Consider the following 19,581-nt stretch of genomic DNA (forward strand, 5'->3'; position numbering starts at 1 on the left):
ATCCCTGCCATTTGTTAATGACAGGGATTTTTATTCTTACTCTTTTTTGGACAAGGTCTACTCGATGCTTGCCAATCCTTCAAAATCTTTTCCCAAAATGGCTTGTACTTCCAATTGATTGGCATCTAGTTGGTGGTAAAATTCTGTTGGTAGTGACTCTAGGAATCTTGCATAGTCCAAGCGAGCGATGGTTTCATAGTCTTCTGCTTTGGACCCATCACCAGAAATCTTCACTAGGTCAATCTCCCAAACAAGCTCCTTGCCTGCTAGCTGCTCGGTATAGGGTGCTGGTACAAAGGGCTCCTTAGGTAAAATCGTCTTGACTCCCTGGGCTAGGTGGTAGATACCGTGCACCTTGCCTTGAGCATCCGGGTAAAATTTCACACTGGCAAGGTAGGCATCAGAGCCTTGAACCTTCTTGACTAGCTCTTCAAAACGTGCCAATCCGTCCTCAGCCAAAAAGCTCTCGAGGTAGTCCTTGTTGAGATAAATAGGAGACAAGAGTCCTTGGCAATATACTAAACGAACCGCCTTATCCGCTAGATAATGCTGGATCGTTTGTCGGAAATAAGCTTCAAAGTCAAAGTCTTCTAGCCCTTCTACCACTTGCCCCAACTTGCTCGATAGGGCTTGGAGGAGAGCTTCTACAATCTCCCAGTCCGCTCTGGTAAGAAAGTCTGGAATCACCACTTGATAGCCTTTTCGACTATCCGCATAGTTCACTTTGAAAAGAAATTGCGACTGGCCTACAATCCCACACTCCATGTACTCGAGACGATTGAGGGGCTGACGGAGATAGACTGCATCATAACTGTGCGACTCCAAGCCCTCCACCAAGGCCAAGATGGACTTGGCAGTCAAGACCTCCTGTTGTCCTAGAATGCTTTCTTTATTTGGGATAAAAAATGTTTTCGCCATAACTGGCCTCCTTTGAAATCGTTTACACATAGTATACCCTATTTTCCTGAAAGATACAGAAACAAATTTTAGATTTTTAGATAAAAAGCATAGAAAAACAGCCTCTAAGGGCTGTTTGCTTTATACTGTAGCGACTTGATCTAAGCTTTCACCGATAGCGGCTAGGCGCTCGATCACTTCTGCTTGTGTCAATTCATTTTCTGAAACATAGCGGTTGCGTGGGTGAACACGGCACTCGTGTGAGCATCCACGAAGGTATTTGTCTTCATTTTCTTCTGATGTTAGGATACGACGGTTACAGAAGGGATTTCCACAGTTGACATAACGTTCACATGGTGTTCCATCAAACCAGTCTTTCCCTACGATGGTTGGGTTAACATGGTTGACATCGACTGCGATACGCTCGTCAAAGACGTACATTTTCCCATCCCAAAGTTCACCTTGGACTTCTGGGTCTTTACCGTAAGTTGCGATTCCTCCGTGCAATTGGCCGACATCTTTATAGCCTTCACGGACCATCCAGCCTGAGAATTTCTCACAGCGAACTCCACCTGTACAGTAAACCACAACACGCTTGTCCATGAATTTTTCCTTGTTGTCACGGACCCATTGTGGCAACTCACGGAAGTTGCGGATGTCTGGACGGATAGCCCCACGGAAATGTCCTAGGTCGTACTCATAATCGTTACGTGTGTCAAGAACCACTGTATCTTCGTCAAGAAGGGCTTCTTTGAACTCTTTTGGAGACAAGTAAGCACCTGTTGTTTCAAGTGGGTTGATGTCGTTGTCAAAGTCATTGTCTTCCAAACCAAGGTGGACAATTTCTTTCTTGTAGCGAACAAACATCTTCTTGAAGGCTTGTTCATTTTCTTCGTCAATCTTGAACCAGAGGTCTTCCATGCCTGGGAGGCTGTGAACGTAGTCCATGTATTTTTGAGTTGTTTCGTAGTCACCTGAAACAGTCCCGTTAATCCCCTCGTCAGCGACTAGGATACGGCCTTTGAGACCGATTGATTTACAGAAAGCCAGGTGGTCTGCCGCAAATTGCTCTGCGTTTTCAATTGGAGTATAAAGGTAGTAAAGTAAGACACGAATATCTTTTGCCATAAGATTTGTTCTCTTTTCTATTCTTAAATTTTCAGAATTTTTCATTCAACTATTCTAGTATACCCACTTGAGAAAACGAATGCAATTTATTTGACCGGAAATTATATAGAGAGACCTGCCCTTGCACTTCATCAGTAACCATAACGAATCGCAGATAATTCTCTCAATTTTTTGATTTGCTTAGCTTGACTTTCTGACAAACCCAGCTTATTGTCAATCAACACACGTGAGATGTCAACATTCATTTGGCTCAGAATAAATGGAGTAGAGGTTCCATCATCCTTTAATCGTTTTTTATAAATCACTAACTGATTTTTCAAGGGAGTAAGTTGAGGCGCAGCCTTTATATCTTCCAATAGATGATCTATAATAGCCATCGCTTCACAACGCCTTTCGCTTCCTCCAGCAAACCATTTTAATGGTGTCATACTCATTTCCCTCCTGAAACTCGCTTATAAATTGAAAAACTATAATTCCTAACTCGCGCCAATATTTTACCCAAACACCCGATGTAAAAAAGTCAGCAAAAATGGTAATGTTGCGAAAATATTATTAATCACATGCACCGCATAGGATGGATAAATGCTCTTGGTATAGCGGGTCAAACCAGCAAAGATGATTCCAACTGTTGCAAAGACGAAGATATCTAACAGACTAGGCAGGCTTGAAAAATGAGGGAGAGCAAATAAAATGGACGGAAGAAGCAAATCAAGACCAAATCTCGAATCTTTAAAGAAGGCGTGTTGAAGTAATCCTCTATAGAGCAACTCTTCCATCAGTGGAACCAGAAAGAACAGGGCTATATAGATACTTAGCTCGGCAAAGTTAGTCCCACTATAACCGATCAATACGGCCCAACCTTCAGCAGTTGACTGAACGTGTCTAGCTGTTTGAATATTAAAAAATATATGAGCTACCGCTACTAGGGCTGTTAGGATTGAATACCAGAGCCATTTTTTTCTCGAAACGCGAAAGAGATAGCCATGGCCTGTCTTAACAAGAATCCCAATCATGACTCCACTAAATAGCAAACTCAAGATATTTCGAATCCAGAAGAAATTTCCTATCTGAGAAGAAAATTGCCAATAGTTTTGGACGATAAGAGTCAGCTGAGAAAGACCAAATACGAAAAATAGGTAAGAGAAGACACCACTCATTTTAAAAAGAAGACGATACCTTTTCATGATGGACCTCCTATAGATATATGTGTATCACATCGCCTAAACTCTCAGAATCACTTCTTTCATTTTTACATCCTAAAAATCACTACCTCCCCTAGAGAACTAAGGAAGGCAGTGATCACATTTTTAGGAATTAGGAATGAATACACGAAATCAATCGATCTTATGATTTTTTGTTTTTCAAGAATTCGTCGTATTGTTTTTGCATTTCGTTCAATACTTTTTCGTAGGCACCTTCAGATTTTAATTTTTCCATCAATTCTGGAATTGCTTTATCTGGGTCTACAGTACCAGTGTTAATAGCTGTATCGAATTGTTGCATTGTGTTAGAGATTGCTGAGATTTCAGATTTCACACTGTCAGTGTTAAAGATGAATCCAAGTGCTGGAGATTCCTTAGCTTCTGCCAATTGTTTCTTAGAATCTTCGATTTGTTGATCTGTAACGTTTTCGTTGATGTAAAGGATCCAGTTGTTACCAGTGTTCCAACCTGACATGTGAGTGTTTCCTTTGTATCCATCAAGGACGCGGACACGGTTTTCTTTACCTTCAACTTTTTCCCAGTTCTTGCCTTCTGGACCGTAAACAAGACCGTTCAAGAGTTCTGGGTTAGTGTTCAAGAGGTTCAACACTTCCATTGATTTTTCTTTGTTCTTAGAGTTGTTTGAGATGACAAAGTTAGCAACTTGTGTTGTTTGGTTTTTCTTGATAAAGTTAGTGATTGGTTTGATTTGGATGTCTTTGTTAGCAACACGTGAGAGCAAGCTGTTACCGTAGTCAGCTGGTCCTACTGTTTCTTCACGAACGAACCAAGTATCTTGTTGAAGGTCAAATGAAGTGTCGCTTGTTGCTACGTCTTTTGGAATGTATCCAGCTTCATAGAATTTGTGAAGAGTCTTCAAGTGTTCTTTGAAACGAGGCACTTCGTAACGGTTTACAATCTTAGTAGTGTCTCCTTCAAGGTCGATAACGAATGGAAGTCCGTTTGGTACTGGGTAGTCAAAGTTATCAGATGGGATGAAGTTCTTCGTAACCGCAAATGGTACTACGTCTGGAGCTTTTTCTTTGATTTGTTTCAAGACTGGTTCAAGTGTTTCGTATGAAGTGACACCTGAAATGTCAATGCCATATTTGGCAAGAAGAGCGCCGTTAAAGGCAAAATTTTGAGATGATGCAACGTTGGCTGCAACTGGAACAGCGTAAATCTTACCGTTTACAGTGTTCCCTTTGATGTAAGCTGGGTCAAGTGCTTTGTAAAGCTCTGCTCCTTCTTTCTTGTACAAATCAGTCAAGTCAGCGTAAGCACCTTTTTGAGCATTTACAACATAGTTATCTGCAAAGGCAATATCGTAGTTTTCACCTGATGATGTGATAACTGACATTTTCTTACCGTAGTCACCCCATCCGAGGTATTGGATATCCAATTTAGCACCAACTTTTTCTTCGATGATTTTGTTGGCATTTTCTAGCAATTCATCCAAGTTATCTGGTTTGTCACCGATTTGGTACATTTTAAGAACAGGTTTGTCACCTGAAGCTGAGTCAGCAGCTTTTTTGTTGTTACCTGAAAGGTTTCCACAAGCAGCAAGACTTGCAGCCAAAGCGACTACGCTAGCAGATGCAAAAGCATATTTTTTCCAGTTTTTCATGATAAAAACTCCTTTTTTTATTTTTAAACTTATAAACGATTTAATAATTTGTAACTTCAGTCACTAAGATGAAGTTGGGAAGGGAGAAACGGTGTTTCTCAGTAAGTGCTATTCTTTCACACCACCGATCGTCAACCCTTTAACAAAGTAGCGTTGGAAGAATGGGTACAGAATCGCGATTGGAAGGGTTGCAACAACAACCATGGCCATACGACCTGTTTCTTTTGGAAGAGCGACTCCCAGTTGACCAGATAGGCCGACTGCTTTTGCGATGTAGTCCATATTTTGCTGGATTTGCATGAGCAAATATTGCAATGGATACAAGTTGTCACTCTTGATATAAAGAAGGGCGTTGAACCAGTCGTTCCAGAAACCAAGAGCTGTCAAAAGCGTGATAGTTGCGATACCTGGAAGTGACAATGGTAAACAGATCTGGAAGAAGATCCGTGCTTCACTGGCACCATCGATACGAGCAGATTCTAGAATGGCTTCTGGAATGGTCTTCTTGAAGAAGGAACGCATCAAGATGATGTTGAATGGTGAGAGAAGCATTGGAACAATCAAGGCCCAAACCGTATCACCAAGTTGAAGCAAACGAGTCACCACGATATAGCCTGGTACCAAACCAGCATTGAACAACATACTGAGAAGGGCAAAGATTGTGAAGAATCTGCGGTACTTAAAGGTTGTCCGTGAGATGGCGTAGGCATAAGTGGTTGTAATGAAGACGTTGGTCACTGTTCCGACTACGGTTACAAAAACTGAGATAAAGAGCGCTTGGAGAATCTTATCTTTAAACTGAGCTAAGAACTGGAATCCATCTACACCAAATTTCGAAGGGAAAAAGCTATATCCATACTGGAGGATGCTCTTTTCGTCTGTCACCGAAATGATGATAACGAAGATAAAGGGCAATATACAAGAAAGAGCGATCAAACCAGAGATGATACTAAAGAAGATATCTGCTTTCTTACTGAAGGAGTGAATGCCGACATTATCGATTTTTTCTTTTTTAATTTTCTTTTCTGCCATATTCTCCTCCTTTCTAGAACAAAGCTGAGTTTGGATCGACTCGTCTTGCAAGCAAGTTTGATAGGATAACTAGAATCAAACCGACAACGGATTGGTAAAGACCGGCTGCTGAAGCCATACCGATATCTGCTGTCTGAGTCAAACCATTAAAGACATATACATCCAAAACGTTGGTTACATTGTAAAGCTGACCAGCATTGTGTGGGATTTGATAGAAGAGACCAAAGTCTGCACGGAAGATATTTCCGACTGCAAGGATGGTCAAGACTGTTACAAGCGGAGTCAACTGAGGAATGGTTACGTTGCGAATACGTTGCCACTTGCTAGCCCCGTCCACTGTTGCTGCTTCGTAATAAGTTGGGTCAATTCCCATGATCGTCGCATAGTACATGACACTGCTATATCCAAAGCCTTTCCAAATTCCTAGGAAAAGGAGAAGATATGGCCAAATACCTAAGTCAGCATAGAAGTTGATTTCCTTCATGCCAATGGATGTTAGGAAATGGTTGAAAACCCCTTTGTCAATGTTTAGGAAGGCATCTGTAAAGAAACTGATGATAACCCATGACAAGAAGTAAGGGAACAACATAGACGTTTGGAAAATCTTAACCATTCTCTTAGAGCGAAGCTCACTGAGGATAATGGCAATCCCTACTGATACAATCAAACCGATAAAGATGAAGCCGAGATTGTAAAGAACAGTATTTCGAGTGATGATAAAGGCATCTTTTGAACTAAACAAGAATCTGAAATTATCTAACCCGACCCATTTACTATTCACAATACTATCTATGAAACCATTACTGGTCATATGGTAGTCTTTAAAGGCGACCACATTCCCAAATACTGGAATGTAAAAGAATAGAATCAGCCAGAGAGCCCCTGGTAAAACCATCAAGAGAAAGATCCAGTTATCTCTCAAGGTCTTTGAAAACTTTTTCATAATTTCCTCCCTTTTTATTCCTAAAAACTGATTCTATCGAATTTTTAGGTTTGATAACGATTACATTATTAGTATACTCCTATTTGAAGGTCAGTTTAAACTACTAATTATAGAAAAAACTCCACAAATTATTTTATGTGGAGAAGTTTTTTATAAGAAATAGGTTTCACGAGAAACACTTTGCATACGATAAGTGTATTTCCGCTTTACTGATTGAAAACTTGTTCCAATATTGAGTGATGAAACTCGACAAAATGAACCTGTGCATTTATGATAGCCCCTGATTCGTTTTTCTCAATCTCTGGTCTTCCTTCGGTTTGTAAAAGAGCAGGATTGCCATCCTTGTAGCCAAAGAGAATCACCTCTGTCTCTGCTTCATTCACATAGCAAGCTAGGATATCAAACCGCCCAGAACCAGAACCAGCAATATAGCCATACCATTTAAAAGTATAATTCATCCCATCCACTTGCCCAAATTGCATTATCTGGTCTGGTACTGCTAGTCCATAGTAGTGACCATATGTTGCTAAGTTAGTTGACTTGAATCTTTCACCTTTACTATCCGAGTAAGATTCCATGGCTGTTTTTATCTTGTCTATTAAAGAACTATTATCTGTATCTGGCTCGCTCTCTGTAGTTACACTTGTTTTTAATAGAAATTCCTTAAAACGTTGTGCTAAATCTGTGTTTTCAGTCTCTTCAAAATTTGCAGTAGGGATAGTTTCCAGTGTCTTATCGGAATGCAAGACCTGTGCTTGCCCATCCTTCAGTGTAAATAGGTAGAAATGTTTGTCCTGATTGTCATAGTAGGCATCCAAAGCCAAGTAGTCATAAGCATTGTCACTCGATACTCCAAAAACATTCCATTTGACACTTTTCTGAGAGACTGTTGTAGTTTCTAATTTTTTGATTAGTTCATTTTTTTCATCAAAGTTTGCATGCTCTAGTCTATGATAGGACTGCCCCATAGAAGAAGCCCAGCTTGCAAACTCTTCCTCCCACTTTTCGGTGTTGTATTGAATTAGCTTCTGAAAATCCGAGTAGTTCTTCATAATCAAGGCTTGATCAGTCGGATTAGATAACTCAAGTTCTTCCATGGCTGCAACTGTAGCAGCCATAGGTGATTGGACGGTTGTATCCTTATGATCTTTTTCATGCGAAAAAGCCTTTTGATAGGAATCTGCTAGGTAGTGAAAATAGTTGGTTGTTTCCTTGGTTTGTTGCTCCCTTGGTATTGACGGACTAGTTGCTCCATCCTCTGTCATTTTATGGCAGGCAGATAAGACTAGCATGCTAGTAGCTAGGACTAGTAGTAGCTTTTTCATGGTCAGACCTCCAAACTATCTTTCTACCTTCATTATACTCCTTCCCTATCTCCAAATCAAAAAACATCTCCATGTATTTAAAAGGAGATGTTTAACTGTTTGTGATAAATGCCTAGCCTATGTCGTATAAATGGTCGAAGCTGTCGCAATGGTATGCCACTGATTGGCTGTAGTTGCTGCGAAGTTCTTGTCTCCATAAAAATCATTAAACGGAAGGATTTCGACTTCTAATTCTTCGATGCGATCAATCTGACCTGCCAGATAAGCCTCGATACGACTCTCTGCTCGCTTGATCCTTTGTAAGAGTCCGCCCATACGGATATCAACCGTATCCAAACCAAAGACCTTGTTTTCTTTCAACCATTGGTGGCTAAAGAGGGCATGGAAGTGTTCGATTTGACTTCTAAGTTTTGGTAATTCTTGTCTTGCGATTGCTTTCAGACTTTCTTTATCGTTTGCTTGGTAAGCCTGACGAATGTGTCGTCCCACATCCACTTTGCTACTTAAAATCTGGTTCAACTGAGCCTGAGTTTCAAAGAGGTAAGCATAATTTCCTGCTTTTTCTTTGATTTCAGAAAGCGTCTCAGCTGCTTGAGCGAAGTGTGGTTTGTCCTGTTCAGGTGTCATGTGTCTGTCAAGAATAGGGCAGAGAACATCCTGATAAAAGACATAGCGGTTGGGATTGATGCCACTGAGATTGTCCGGCAAGTCTGGCAAGAGGTTGGCAAGGTCAAGCTGCATGAATTCCTCAACTGATAGACCTGTATTGGTCTTGAAGTGGGCAGACAAACGGTCGAGGTCATTGCGGTAGCTGAGTTCTGCCCAGATTTGCAAGCTTGGTAGGATAGAAAATTGAGCTGTCTCACCACCATTGTCTCCCCAACCCGTTACAATGACTTCTTTGATGTCATTATAACGGCAGGCTTTATTGGCTTCTACAGCAATAAGACGGCTGAAATGGTTGTTGGGTGTGAACCCAATCCACTTCCAAGCCCCACCTGCAAAGGCAATATCTTGGCTAATCTTGTGGTGATTGCGGAAATTGCGGTTGTATTTTTCCTCACTATCCTGATAATAATCCCAGTAAACCAAGGTCACACGGTCTTTGAGACGGTCTAGGTAGACACGAGTTTCCTCTGGAATCTCCACGTCACGGTCGTACTGGCCATCTGCTGACATGAGTTTGAAGAACATATCACTCCACATCTGGCAGTGGAAACCATACTTGTCTGCAATATCCAGAACGCGCTCCAAGTGTTGGCACATGAGAAGACTACGGTCCACAACACCGTTCAAGATGAGGTAGCGTCCCAAGCCAACCAAGTGGGCTTCATCCATCCCGATATTGACCTTGCGAGTCTGCAGTTTAGATAGAGTGGCAAACATGCCATCAATCAAATCATAAACCTTTTCTTCGCCAATAAGGAGAATGTCCTCTACATCACGGAGTTCTTGCACTTCCTTGACACCCCATTTGACAAAGGCTGATAAGTGAGCCAAGGTCTGGATGCATGGGACAAAGGTCATGTCAAACTGCTGGGCATAGGCTTCAATTTCCTGTAACTCTTCAGCTGAGTATGCTCCGCGGAAGTAACCAAAATATGGCTGCCCCTCAATCTGGTAGGTGTCTTCCATATAAAGCTCAAAGGTTGAGTAGCCCATGAGAGCCAAGACCTCAATCATCTGCTTGGCAGAAGCCACATTCAGCACCGCATTTCGGGAACAGTCTGCCATGTAAGCCAAATCTTCATAAGCAGCTTGTTCTTCAATCTCTACCTTATCACCTTCTACTAGAGCTGTTGCCAATAAGGACAAGGCGCGGTAAAGTTGGTGAGGTTTGCGATAAGTCAGTTGATAGTGGCCTCCCTCACCCTTGATAGAGATAGAGGCTTGGTCAGACTGAGCGACAGCTACCTCTACATCTGGCAGAGAAATGTGATTTTTTAATGCTTCAATAGCTTGCGTTTGTTTAGGACTAAGTCCTGTAAATCTTACCATTGGTTTTCCTCCTGCAACCAGTTGACCAGGGCACCGTAGAGATTGGCTTCTGCATGATAGGTGCAGGCCTGGATAACTGGTGCGACCGTGTATTCTTCGTAGGTTTCGACAAATTCATCGACAGCCTTCTTGACACCTTGGATAAAGTCTGGGTTCTGACTGATGGAGCCTCCCAGACTAATGACATCTGGGTCGATGAGATACTGAATATTGAGCAAGCCTTGAGCCAGATTACGGTTCATGCGCAAAATAGCTTCTTGACAAAGAGCATTGCCTGCTGCGGCCTCTTGGTAAATCTTGCGACCGTCCCAGTCAGTCTGACCAGATTTTTCAATCACGTATCGCACCATATTGCCAGTTGACGCTAGTTGCGACCAGTTGTTAAGTTTTTCTGCTGGTGCGATGGTTGTCATGTAGCCAAACTCTCCTCCCAAGCCGTGGCGACCTCGGTGAAGCTTGCCATTGATAATCATGGCTCCACCAATCCCTGTCCCAATCACGACACAGGCTGCATTTTCAAGCTCTGGATGAACTAGCAATTCACTAAGTCCAACACAGTTGGCATCATTTTCTAGATGGACAGGGAGTTGATGATGAGCAAGAGCTTCATACCAAGAAAAGCCATGGATGTAAGGTACGGCACTAATTCCCTCAATCACACCTGTTTCTTGATTGACCGCGCCTGGAACACTCATAGCAATGCCCTTATAATCTTGCTCTGACAGACGTTGGTCTAGCCAAGTCAGTAAATACTCGAAGTTTTCTGGCGTCGGAGTACTTGTCTTATCTAGTATCTTTCCATCAGGAGTCAAACTGGCAAACTTAATCCCAGTCCCTCCGATATCAATGGTTGCAATGGTCATTGTTCTTCCCATAAAAAGGGGCGAAGCAGTAGTTAGTCCTTACTCTTTCGCCCCTCCTTTCTATCTCATAGTATTAGTTATCAAACACTTTAAAGCTGTTAAATGTCTTCTTTTTTGATCAATTCTGTACGAATCTCTTGTGGTGCTAAGAGTCCTGAATGAACTGGATATGGTCGTTCAAGCAAGTCCAAAATGGTTTGCTGGTGTTCTGATATGCGTACATTTTCTTGACTCATATTGTAGTAACGAAGTACATATCCTTCTTCATTTTCAGCCACTTTAAAGGCTGTTGGGCAGACTTGTGGTAAGCTGAGCGCCGCATGGCTCAAGAGACTGCCAGTCGCTGCAACACTTCCTTCTTGTTTAGCAACTTGAAGACTAGTGAATGGTGTTTGGAAGGCTTTGGCACGACGGAAAGCGGAGAAGCGTTCCCCTGCTTGGTGGCATTCCAGAGCAAACTCGACTTCAAACTCACGCAAGCACTGAGCTTCTGGTGTTGGGAAGTAACCCCAGTCACCTAACTCACCTGAGGCACGAAGAATGGTCACTGCAATGGTGTCGTCTCCAAGGATTTCATACTCGTGCAATCCTTTATTGACCACTGTCACCCCTTTTTTATCATCATAAAGGCTGACAAAGGCTTGTTGGTGTTGAGGATTTTCAGGATTTTCCCATGAAGCTGCTGGTTTATTTGGTCGTGTCACCACCTCATAAATGCTTTCAGAATCATTGCTTGGACGCGTGTTATGAGTCTTAACCAAGAGACGGATACGGTGGTCCTTGGCGGTGTTGGTAAAGCGAGTCTTGAAGCGGATTTGAGGATTGTCAACAAAGACGGTCATCTCTGTTTCAAGAAGAATGCTTGTCAGTTCATCTGAGCGTCCAGCTTCACGCGTCATAAACTCGATGATACCTCTTTGTTCTGCATCCAATTTTTCATCTGCACTTACTGGAATTGTCAATTCATGCTTGAGCAAAATCTGGGCAAAACGAGCTGTATTTTCCAAGACTTCATAGCCTGTCAACTCTGCGTAAATAGGCTCTGTTCCTTTTGGTTGGAAGTAGATATACTCATTTCCGATGTCCCCACGGTCTTCAAAGCGAACAACATCCTCATACGCTTCATGAGTTGTCTTATCGTAGACTGTGATATTTTCATCCACACTGACCGTTACAAATGGCGTATCAATCACTCCATTTTGGTAAATACCGTCACGGTGTTCTTGTTCTCCTTCGAGCAATTGGAAGGTTGTCCAAGAAAGTGGTGCCAGATGAACAGGTACTGTCACGCGCACTTGTCGAGCGATACGAGCCTGACGGAACTTGTCTTTTGGCAAATCATACTCAAAATTAGCTCCCAGATCCTCGATTTTCGCTTCTACAGCATGCCCTTCCAAGTCTTCGACACGGTAGTTTGGCAAGGTCAAGGCTGCCATTTTCTTGTAGCCTTCTGTTGGGTGTAATTCTTTGAAATCACAAACCGCCACATCAATCACTGTGCTGACAGTGTCAACCTTGTCATGCAAGCCTGTGTTGATGACCGTAAAAAGATGATCGCCTTGGGCTTCGTGGGTTGCAATTTTACCCTTCCACTCGTTGAGAAGATTGGTCTTAACGAAGTTTCCGACTTGGTTGACCTTGGCAAAACGTGTCTCCATCTCGCGGTGAACTTCGTCAATACTACAGCCACAGATACTATCATGGGGCGCATTTTGTAGAAGGACTTTCCAAGCATAGGTCAACTGGTCCTTGTGGTTATGTCCGCCAGTGATGACAGTCAATGGTTCCACTACTTGTTCTAGGAGGTTGCTATTTGCTTGAAAGGCTTGTTTGAGGTAAATGCGTGATGAAGAAGTGTTGGCAAGCGTGTACCAACCATCTGTTTCCTGACTTGTCAACTCACCTGTAACCGTTGATAACTGCTCTGGTAGAGCACTTTCTACTGCGTGGATATAGTCATCAAAGGAACTATGAACAAAGGTCACATCTGGGAAGAGTTCATTTGCCACACGAATGGCTTCGCTCAGATTTCGCTGTACAGGCTGGTGGTCACATCCGTTCATCATCAACCACTGGTTGGTCGAAGCATAGTCACGCACGTCTGACAGTTTTTGTTTCCAGAAGGTTAGGGCCTCATCCTTATCAACTGGGATTTCATTCCCATTACTATACCAGTTAGCAAAGAGAATACCGAGGACGCGGCTTCCATCAGCGCCCTGCCAGTACATTTCTGAAAACTGAGAAGTGAACTGCTCATCTTCGAGGACTTGGTTGTCAAATCCAATCGGCTTGACACCACGACCAAAGGCTGCCACGTGAATACCTGATTTTTGAAGGATTTGAGGCGCTTGTCCCATATTTCCAAAGGTATCTGGGAAGTAACCAATCTGAGTGGATTTGCCCCATTTTGCACATTCAGCTTGACCAATCAAGGTATTGCGGACATTGGCTTCACTTGAAATCAAGTAATCATCCTGCAAGATGTAAAAGGGACCAATTTTAAGTTTGCCTTCGTCAATGTAACGTTGGACTTTATCGCGATTTTCAGGACGAATTTCCAAGTAGTCATCAAGGACAATGGTTTGGCCGTCCAAGTGGAAACTCTTGAACTCAGGGTCATTTTCAAAGAGATCAAAAAGATTGTCAAATAACTCCACCAACTGCATCCGGTGGCTTTCAAAAGGGAGATACCACTCACGGTCCCAGTGACTATGTGAGATAATATGTACAACAACATTTTCCATAAGTAAAACCTCATTCTAACTTAAATTTTTATTTCTATCTAACTAAAGAACTGACTAGCGAATATCTAGATAATCCAAGACCAACTCACAGAACATCATGTTGGCCCAAGAGAACCATTCACGAGAGTAGAGAGTTGGGTCGTCAACATGGAAGCTTTCGTGCATAACACCTGTACCACCATCGCAAGCAACTAGCTGATCGAGCAAGAATTTCTTCTCTGCCTTATCTCTTGTTGTCAAGCCTTGGATAGAAAGGGCAATGGGCCAGATATAGCGATAGAAGGTATGGGAGCTTCCGAGACCACTAGCATATTCACCTTGGTAGAAATACGGATTTTCAGGGCTTAGAATGGTGCGACGAGTTGCTTGATACACTTCATCGTTGACATCGCAGTAGCCCAGATAAGGTGCCGCCAGCAGACTCGGTACATTTGGATCATCCATGATGCTAGCATTTCCTAGACCATCCACTTCAAAGGCGTAAATCTTTTCGCCCTTACTATTGGTGGTGTAGGAGTAGTTTTCGATACCTTCTTGGATCTCTGCTTGCAGACGTTTAGCGTCTGCCACGATGTTTTGGCTATCAGCTAGGTCTAGTTCTGCAAAGATTTCTTGCACATAACCCAAGACAACTACTGCAAACATATTTGACGGAATCAAGTAGCTATACTGACAGCAGTCATCACTCGGGCGGAAGGCTGACCAGGTCATACCTGTCACTGCAAAGTCAGGTCCAAAACCATCATTTACCAAAGTATCTTCTTTTCGGTCTGTATCGCGGACAAAACGATAAGGAGAGTTCTTGTGATCTTGTTCTACCGTCCAGAGATGAAGAATTTCCTTGGTCGCTGCGACAAAAGTCTCATCAAACTGACTGGTCTCGCCAGTCTCTTTCCAAAGAAGATAGGCCAACTGCAAAGGATAACAAAGCGAGTCCACCTCGTACTTGCGTTCCCAGATCCAGCCATTAAGGTCCGTGTGGTCAGTCTCGTGGTGGCCCTTCCAGTTCTCCTCAATGTTAAAGGAATTGGCATAAGGATCCTTGAGAATCAAGGTCATCTGACGTTTAACCAAACCTGCAATGGTCTGGCGCAAGAGAGGATCTCTTTTAGCCACATGAAGGTAAGGTCTGAGTTGGGCCGTTGAATCCCGAAGCCACATGGCAGGAATATCCCCAGTCAAGACAAAAGTTGAGCCATCTTCTAAGATTTCAACCGTATTGTCCAAGGTGTCTGTATAGCAACGCTCAAAGACATCTACCCACTCCGGATGGTCCTTAGCCCGCTCCGCTACTTCGTCTAGCCATTCTCTAACAATTTCTTTCGAATAAATCATCGTGCAGTTTCCTCTTTCAAACAAGTTTCATGTTCAGTATATAGTTTTTGAGACAGAAAATACATACACAAATGATAGTCATTTTTCTACAAAATTGCTTACTTTCGAACCCCATATTTAAATGCCACCTTTTTCTGATATAATGTAGAAAAACAGCTAAAGGAAAGACTATGAAACCACTACTTGAAACCATCGATACCCGCTTTGGTACTGCTAGCAAGCATGCCTTCTCTCGGGGAAATACCCTGCCTTACACAGGCGTTCCTTTTGGGATGAATTACTTTGTTCCCCAGACCAGTGACCAGGAGGGAGCTTGGTTTTTCGATCCGCATCTGCCCATCTTTCAGGGGATTCGATTAACCCACCAGCCCAGTCCTTGGATTGGGGACTACTCTTGGCTACTCCTGACACCTGTTACAGGCCAACTGGGCGGAGACAGTCTCTTTCATCGCCAATCTTCCTATGATAGGGATAAGGCCTCTTTCCAACCTCATTATCTGAAAATTTTCTCCCTGCGCTATCAGATCGAAACCCAGCTTACTTCGACTTGTTACGGTGCTTCTATTCGTTTAGAGCAAAAGCAAGACAAAGCCCTCTCCCTCTGTCTTCACGCAGCGGATGAACTGACAGTCGAACAAATAGATAAGCGGACTCTTGCCCTGAGACAAGAAGGCAAAACAGAGACCAACAAAAATCCGCTAAAACTATTCACTGCCCTGCAAATGAACACGGATATTCTTGCTGTCAGCCAAGAAGGCGGAGACTGGCGTATTGACCTTGCAGATAGCCATGCTGAAATCCAGCTAGCAACTTCTTTCATCTCGCCTTCTCAAGCTCTGCTTAATCTACCTCAAAAGGACTTTGATAGCTGTAAAGCCAGTGCACAAGCAGACTGGGAAGATCTCCTCCATCGTTTTGACGTTATCGAGACAGGAGAGGCTGACCGAACCTTCTTTGACCACTGCCTTTACAGACTCTTCCTCTTCCCACAGACTTTTTATGAGGTTAATGAATCAGGGCAATCCATCCACATGGATCTGACTACTGGTACTGTCAAGCCCGGTGTCCTCTTTAGCAACAATGGTTTCTGGGATACCTTCCGCACCACCTTTCCCCTCTTTGCCCTTATCATACCGGAACACTATCACCGCTTTCTAGAAGGTTTCCTCAATAGCTACCGCGATACTGGATTTCTTCCAAAATGGCTGGCCCCAGATGAACGTGGCATGATGCCGGGTACTCTTTTAGATGGTATTATCGCAGATAGCGCCTGCAAGGGCATGGCTCCCGACTTGGAAGAAGAACTCCTTCAAGCCATGCTTGAAACAGCCACCAAGTCCGACTCTCTCGGCATCAATGGTCGCCATGGACTAGCCCAATACCAAGAACTGGGCTACCTCTCTACCGACCACCACGAAAGCGTTAGCCATACCCTAGACTACGCCTATAGTGACTTTTGTATCGCCAGCTGTGCCGAAAAACTAGGGAAAAGAGAAATAGCTGAGACCTACATGTCTGCATCACAAAATTACCGCCATCTATTTGACGCTGAGACAGGTTACATGCGAGCGCGTGATAGTCAAGGAAACTTCCGCACCGACTTCTCTCCTTATAGTTGGGGACGCGACTACGCCGAATGCTCTGCCATTCAAGCAACTTTAGGGGTCCTCCACGACATCCCAGGCTTAATCCAACTTATGGGTGGAAAAGAAGCATTTAGCAACTATCTTTTGAAAGCCTGTCAGGATGCTCCCCTCTTTGAGACGACCGGCTATGGTTACGAGATTCATGAAATGAGCGAGATGGCTACCGCTCCTTTTGGGCAAATCGCCATTTCCAACCAGCCTAGCTTCCACATCCCTTATCTCTTCCGCTACAGTGACTACCCCGAATACACTGCTCTACTCATCAAAACCTTGCGTCAGAAAGCCTTTCGCCCAAGCTGGGAAGCCTATCCTGGCGATGAGGACAATGGCAGTCTCTCGGCTTGGTACATTTGGTCAGCTCTTGGTTTTTATCCGACCTGTCCGGGCAAGCCCAGCTACGATCTCGGAATCCCTCTCTTTGACCACCTCCGTATCTACCTGGCTAAAGAAGGTAAATGGCTGGATATCCATGCCGAGCAAAACCATAGCCATTTCAACTTTGTCAAAGAATGCCGATTGGACCAGACCCCAGTATCTAGCATTCAACACCAAGACCTCTTGAAAGCTGAGCAACTGACCTTCACTCTCAACTGGCTACCGAATCACTCATAACCAAAAGAACCTTTGCATCATGCAAAGGTTCTTCTTTTATGAAACTTGAACCTGAAGCTGGTCAACCAGCTGACCCTCTAGCATCAAATTCAGATAAAAGTCCAAGGTTTTATCTCCTGCAAAATACAAGGTTGGTATCGTCAGCCTTTTTTCAGTCTCGCCAACTTGAAACGCAAGAACTTGAATCTCGTCCCGATAAGCGACACCATGCACACCCGTCCCTGGTTGAATCGAAATCTTAGCTTCTAAAGGACTGCTAGATTCTCTTCGCTTCACTGTAAAGTGGACATTTTCTCCCTTGGTCACAGCCAGACTTTTTTCTGAAAACTCTAGCTGCTGAACAGCTTCTTTTTTCGACAAGGTAGGTGTTTTATAGAGTGAAATCTTGGTCAACAAAGGCAAAGCCTGTGCCTCTGTAATGGTCACACGTATCTTCTGCGCCTCAACGACTGATCCTCGTAAGAGACGTTTGTAGCCAACAGTATGACCAGATCCAAACTCCTGCCAGACACCATCCAACTCTACCTGAACATGAAAAGCAGCGATGCGTTGCCCCAACTTCAAATCTTCTCTTAACTCAATCACATCAAAAGTTTTAGGTGATCCTAAATCGAGCTCTAATTGGATTGGCAACTCTGCATCACTTGCCCAAGAACTGGTCTTCCGTCCATCTGTCAGATGATGACAGGCAAAGTCTGGCGATAGAGCAGGGTCAGATACCTTGGCCCCCAAAGCCAAATCCTCTTTATAGAACTCGTCACGGTAGGCAGCAAATTCATAGAGACGCTGGATATCCTTTTCGTCAAAGAGGCCATCTTGATTCGGTGGGATATTAAGCAAGAGTGGAGTCCCCCGCCCTACCGAATGAAAGTAGATTTCGACCAACTCCTCGAGAGACTTAGGGTCCTGATCCTCATGGTAAAACCAGCCCGGGCGAAGAGAAACATCTGCTTCACCGATTGAAAATAGCGTTCCAGAGGGGTCTCCGTGCTGTAGATAATCTAATTCCGCTTCTGTTCCTAACTGGTCTGGTTTGACTTTTTGCCACAAGGGATCCCCTGCATAGCCTCGTTCATTCCCAATCCAGCGGATACTGGTCCCTTCAGTTGAGAAAATCAAACAATCGCCCTGCAAGTCACGAATGGTTTCAAACCAAGTCTCAAACTCATAGTTGACCTTCTGGGCCCCTTCTCCTCGAGCACCATCCATCCACACCTCAGCGAACTTACCAGCATTTCCATAGACAGGATTTGACAAGATTTCCTTCAATTGAGCCAGATAGTAGGCATTGTAGTCCGCTTCTCGGTCCACGTGATAGAGGGGACTGTGAGCATCCCAAGGAGACAAATACACTCCCAAATCCATGTCAAACTCAGTCGCAGCTTTGGAAACCTCAAGGAGCAAGTCCCCCTTTCCATCCCTCCAAGGGCTAGCCTTGACCGAATAATCTGTGTGGGCTGTCGGGTAGAGGACAAAGCCATCGTGATGCTTGATCACCAAAATCAGTTTTTTAAAACCTGTTTCTTTGAGCACTCGAACCCATTCACGCGCATCCAACTTGGTCGGGTTAAAACGCTTAGGATCCTCTTGCCCACCTCCCCATTCTTGGTCATAAAAGGTATTGGGGCCAAAATGGATAAAGGCAGCTAGTTCATCCTCTAAATAATCCAGCTGGGCCTGACTTGGTAATGGTCCATGCGGTTTTATTTTCGTCATCATCTCGTATCTCTTTCTCTGATTATTTCTCTTGTTCACAAATTTATCCACAATCTGTGGATAAGAAAACATGCCTAAAAACTAGCTTTTCTAGACTCCAGCTCTTTGACTTTCAACCCATCACCTTCAGCAAACTCTGCTCAAATCCCAACTGCACTAGGATTTCTACTAGAAAGCTGGCCAGTTACTGGTTGCCAGTACTATTATCAAGAACCCTTTAGGATATTAGCTGAATGTCCTGCTCTCCCCAGACTTATCCACAACTTGTGAATAAACCCTTCTTCCTAGTTGTTGCCTCGTTGACTATAACAAAAAATCGAGGTCCCGTCAATAAGACAAGGCTGTCTTCCTAAATACTCAGAAAAGATTCTATAATTTGTACAATATACATTTTATGCCATTCAAAAGAAAGGCTTTCAGATAGATTTCATATAATTTTCTAAACGACTTTCAATCACTGCTCCTCTCAATTCCTCGTCAGAACTGAATTAAAATCTGGACATTTCTTCTTAA

14 protein-coding genes are annotated in these 19,581 nt (G+C 43.5%); 1 reads left to right on the plus strand and 13 read right to left on the minus strand.

Features of this window, described 5'->3' with window-relative positions; all coding sequences use genetic code 11:
* Window positions 1-57 precede the first annotated feature (57 nt).
* The 12 genes from ACVBD2_RS10080 to ACVBD2_RS10135 form a co-directional block, all read right to left on the minus strand.
* Window positions 58-918 (minus strand): DUF4299 family protein, encoded by an 861-nt coding sequence (locus ACVBD2_RS10080; protein WP_049501076.1) that lies wholly within the window; start codon window positions 916-918, stop codon window positions 58-60.
* A gap of 120 nt (window positions 919-1,038) precedes the next feature.
* Entirely contained in the window at window positions 1,039-2,025 is a 987-nt protein-coding gene (gene trhO, locus ACVBD2_RS10085; protein WP_001030012.1) for an oxygen-dependent tRNA uridine(34) hydroxylase TrhO, read from the minus strand.
* 131 nt (window positions 2,026-2,156) lie between these two features.
* Window positions 2,157-2,453, minus strand: coding sequence for a bacteriocin immunity protein (locus ACVBD2_RS10090; protein WP_336315309.1), 297 nt, complete (start codon window positions 2,451-2,453; stop codon window positions 2,157-2,159).
* Window positions 2,454-2,519: 66 nt separating this feature from the next.
* Window positions 2,520-3,209: a CPBP family intramembrane glutamic endopeptidase gene (locus ACVBD2_RS10095; RefSeq protein WP_268708994.1), complete on the minus strand. Its 690-nt coding sequence runs from the start codon at window positions 3,207-3,209 to the stop codon at window positions 2,520-2,522.
* A 160-nt stretch (window positions 3,210-3,369) separates the two neighbouring features.
* Window positions 3,370-4,854, minus strand: a complete 1,485-nt coding sequence (locus ACVBD2_RS10100; protein ID WP_268708995.1) for an ABC transporter substrate-binding protein — start codon at window positions 4,852-4,854, stop codon at window positions 3,370-3,372.
* A 108-nt stretch (window positions 4,855-4,962) separates the two neighbouring features.
* Complete coding sequence (locus tag ACVBD2_RS10105) at window positions 4,963-5,886, minus strand: carbohydrate ABC transporter permease (protein ID WP_000818344.1); 924 nt, start codon at window positions 5,884-5,886, stop codon at window positions 4,963-4,965.
* Between the two features lie 13 nt (window positions 5,887-5,899).
* On the minus strand, window positions 5,900-6,829 hold the full coding sequence (locus ACVBD2_RS10110) for an ABC transporter permease (protein WP_084925398.1): 930 nt from the start codon (window positions 6,827-6,829) through the stop codon (window positions 5,900-5,902).
* A 206-nt stretch (window positions 6,830-7,035) separates the two neighbouring features.
* The gene (locus ACVBD2_RS10115; protein WP_268708996.1) at window positions 7,036-8,154 is read right to left on the minus strand and encodes a DUF4767 domain-containing protein; all 1,119 of its coding nucleotides are present in this window, start codon (window positions 8,152-8,154) and stop codon (window positions 7,036-7,038) included.
* A gap of 117 nt (window positions 8,155-8,271) precedes the next feature.
* On the minus strand, window positions 8,272-10,152 hold the full coding sequence (locus ACVBD2_RS10120; RefSeq protein ID WP_461685732.1) for a beta-N-acetylhexosaminidase: 1,881 nt from the start codon (window positions 10,150-10,152) through the stop codon (window positions 8,272-8,274).
* Window positions 10,146-11,015, minus strand: coding sequence for an ROK family protein (locus ACVBD2_RS10125; RefSeq protein WP_461685733.1), 870 nt, complete (start codon window positions 11,013-11,015; stop codon window positions 10,146-10,148). Before ACVBD2_RS10125 ends, ACVBD2_RS10120 begins: the two co-directional genes overlap by 7 nt.
* Window positions 11,016-11,113: 98 nt before the next feature.
* Window positions 11,114-13,759: an alpha-mannosidase gene (locus ACVBD2_RS10130; protein WP_461685734.1), complete on the minus strand. Its 2,646-nt coding sequence runs from the start codon at window positions 13,757-13,759 to the stop codon at window positions 11,114-11,116.
* Between the two features lie 54 nt (window positions 13,760-13,813).
* A complete protein-coding gene (locus ACVBD2_RS10135; protein WP_336315307.1) occupies window positions 13,814-15,094 on the minus strand; it encodes a glycoside hydrolase family 125 protein in 1,281 nt (426 codons plus the stop codon).
* Window positions 15,095-15,264: 170 nt separating this feature from the next.
* Between ACVBD2_RS10135 and ACVBD2_RS10140 the strand changes: the two genes are divergently transcribed.
* Complete coding sequence (locus tag ACVBD2_RS10140; protein ID WP_125837793.1) at window positions 15,265-17,352, plus strand: GH92 family glycosyl hydrolase; 2,088 nt, start codon at window positions 15,265-15,267, stop codon at window positions 17,350-17,352.
* A 36-nt stretch (window positions 17,353-17,388) separates the two neighbouring features.
* Here ACVBD2_RS10140 and ACVBD2_RS10145 read toward each other — a convergent pair whose 3' ends face one another.
* Complete coding sequence (locus ACVBD2_RS10145; RefSeq protein WP_268709054.1) at window positions 17,389-19,068, minus strand: alpha-L-fucosidase; 1,680 nt, start codon at window positions 19,066-19,068, stop codon at window positions 17,389-17,391.
* Window positions 19,069-19,581: the final 513 nt, after the last annotated feature.

The sequence above is a fragment of the Streptococcus sp. KHUD_018 genome (assembly GCF_054861215.1).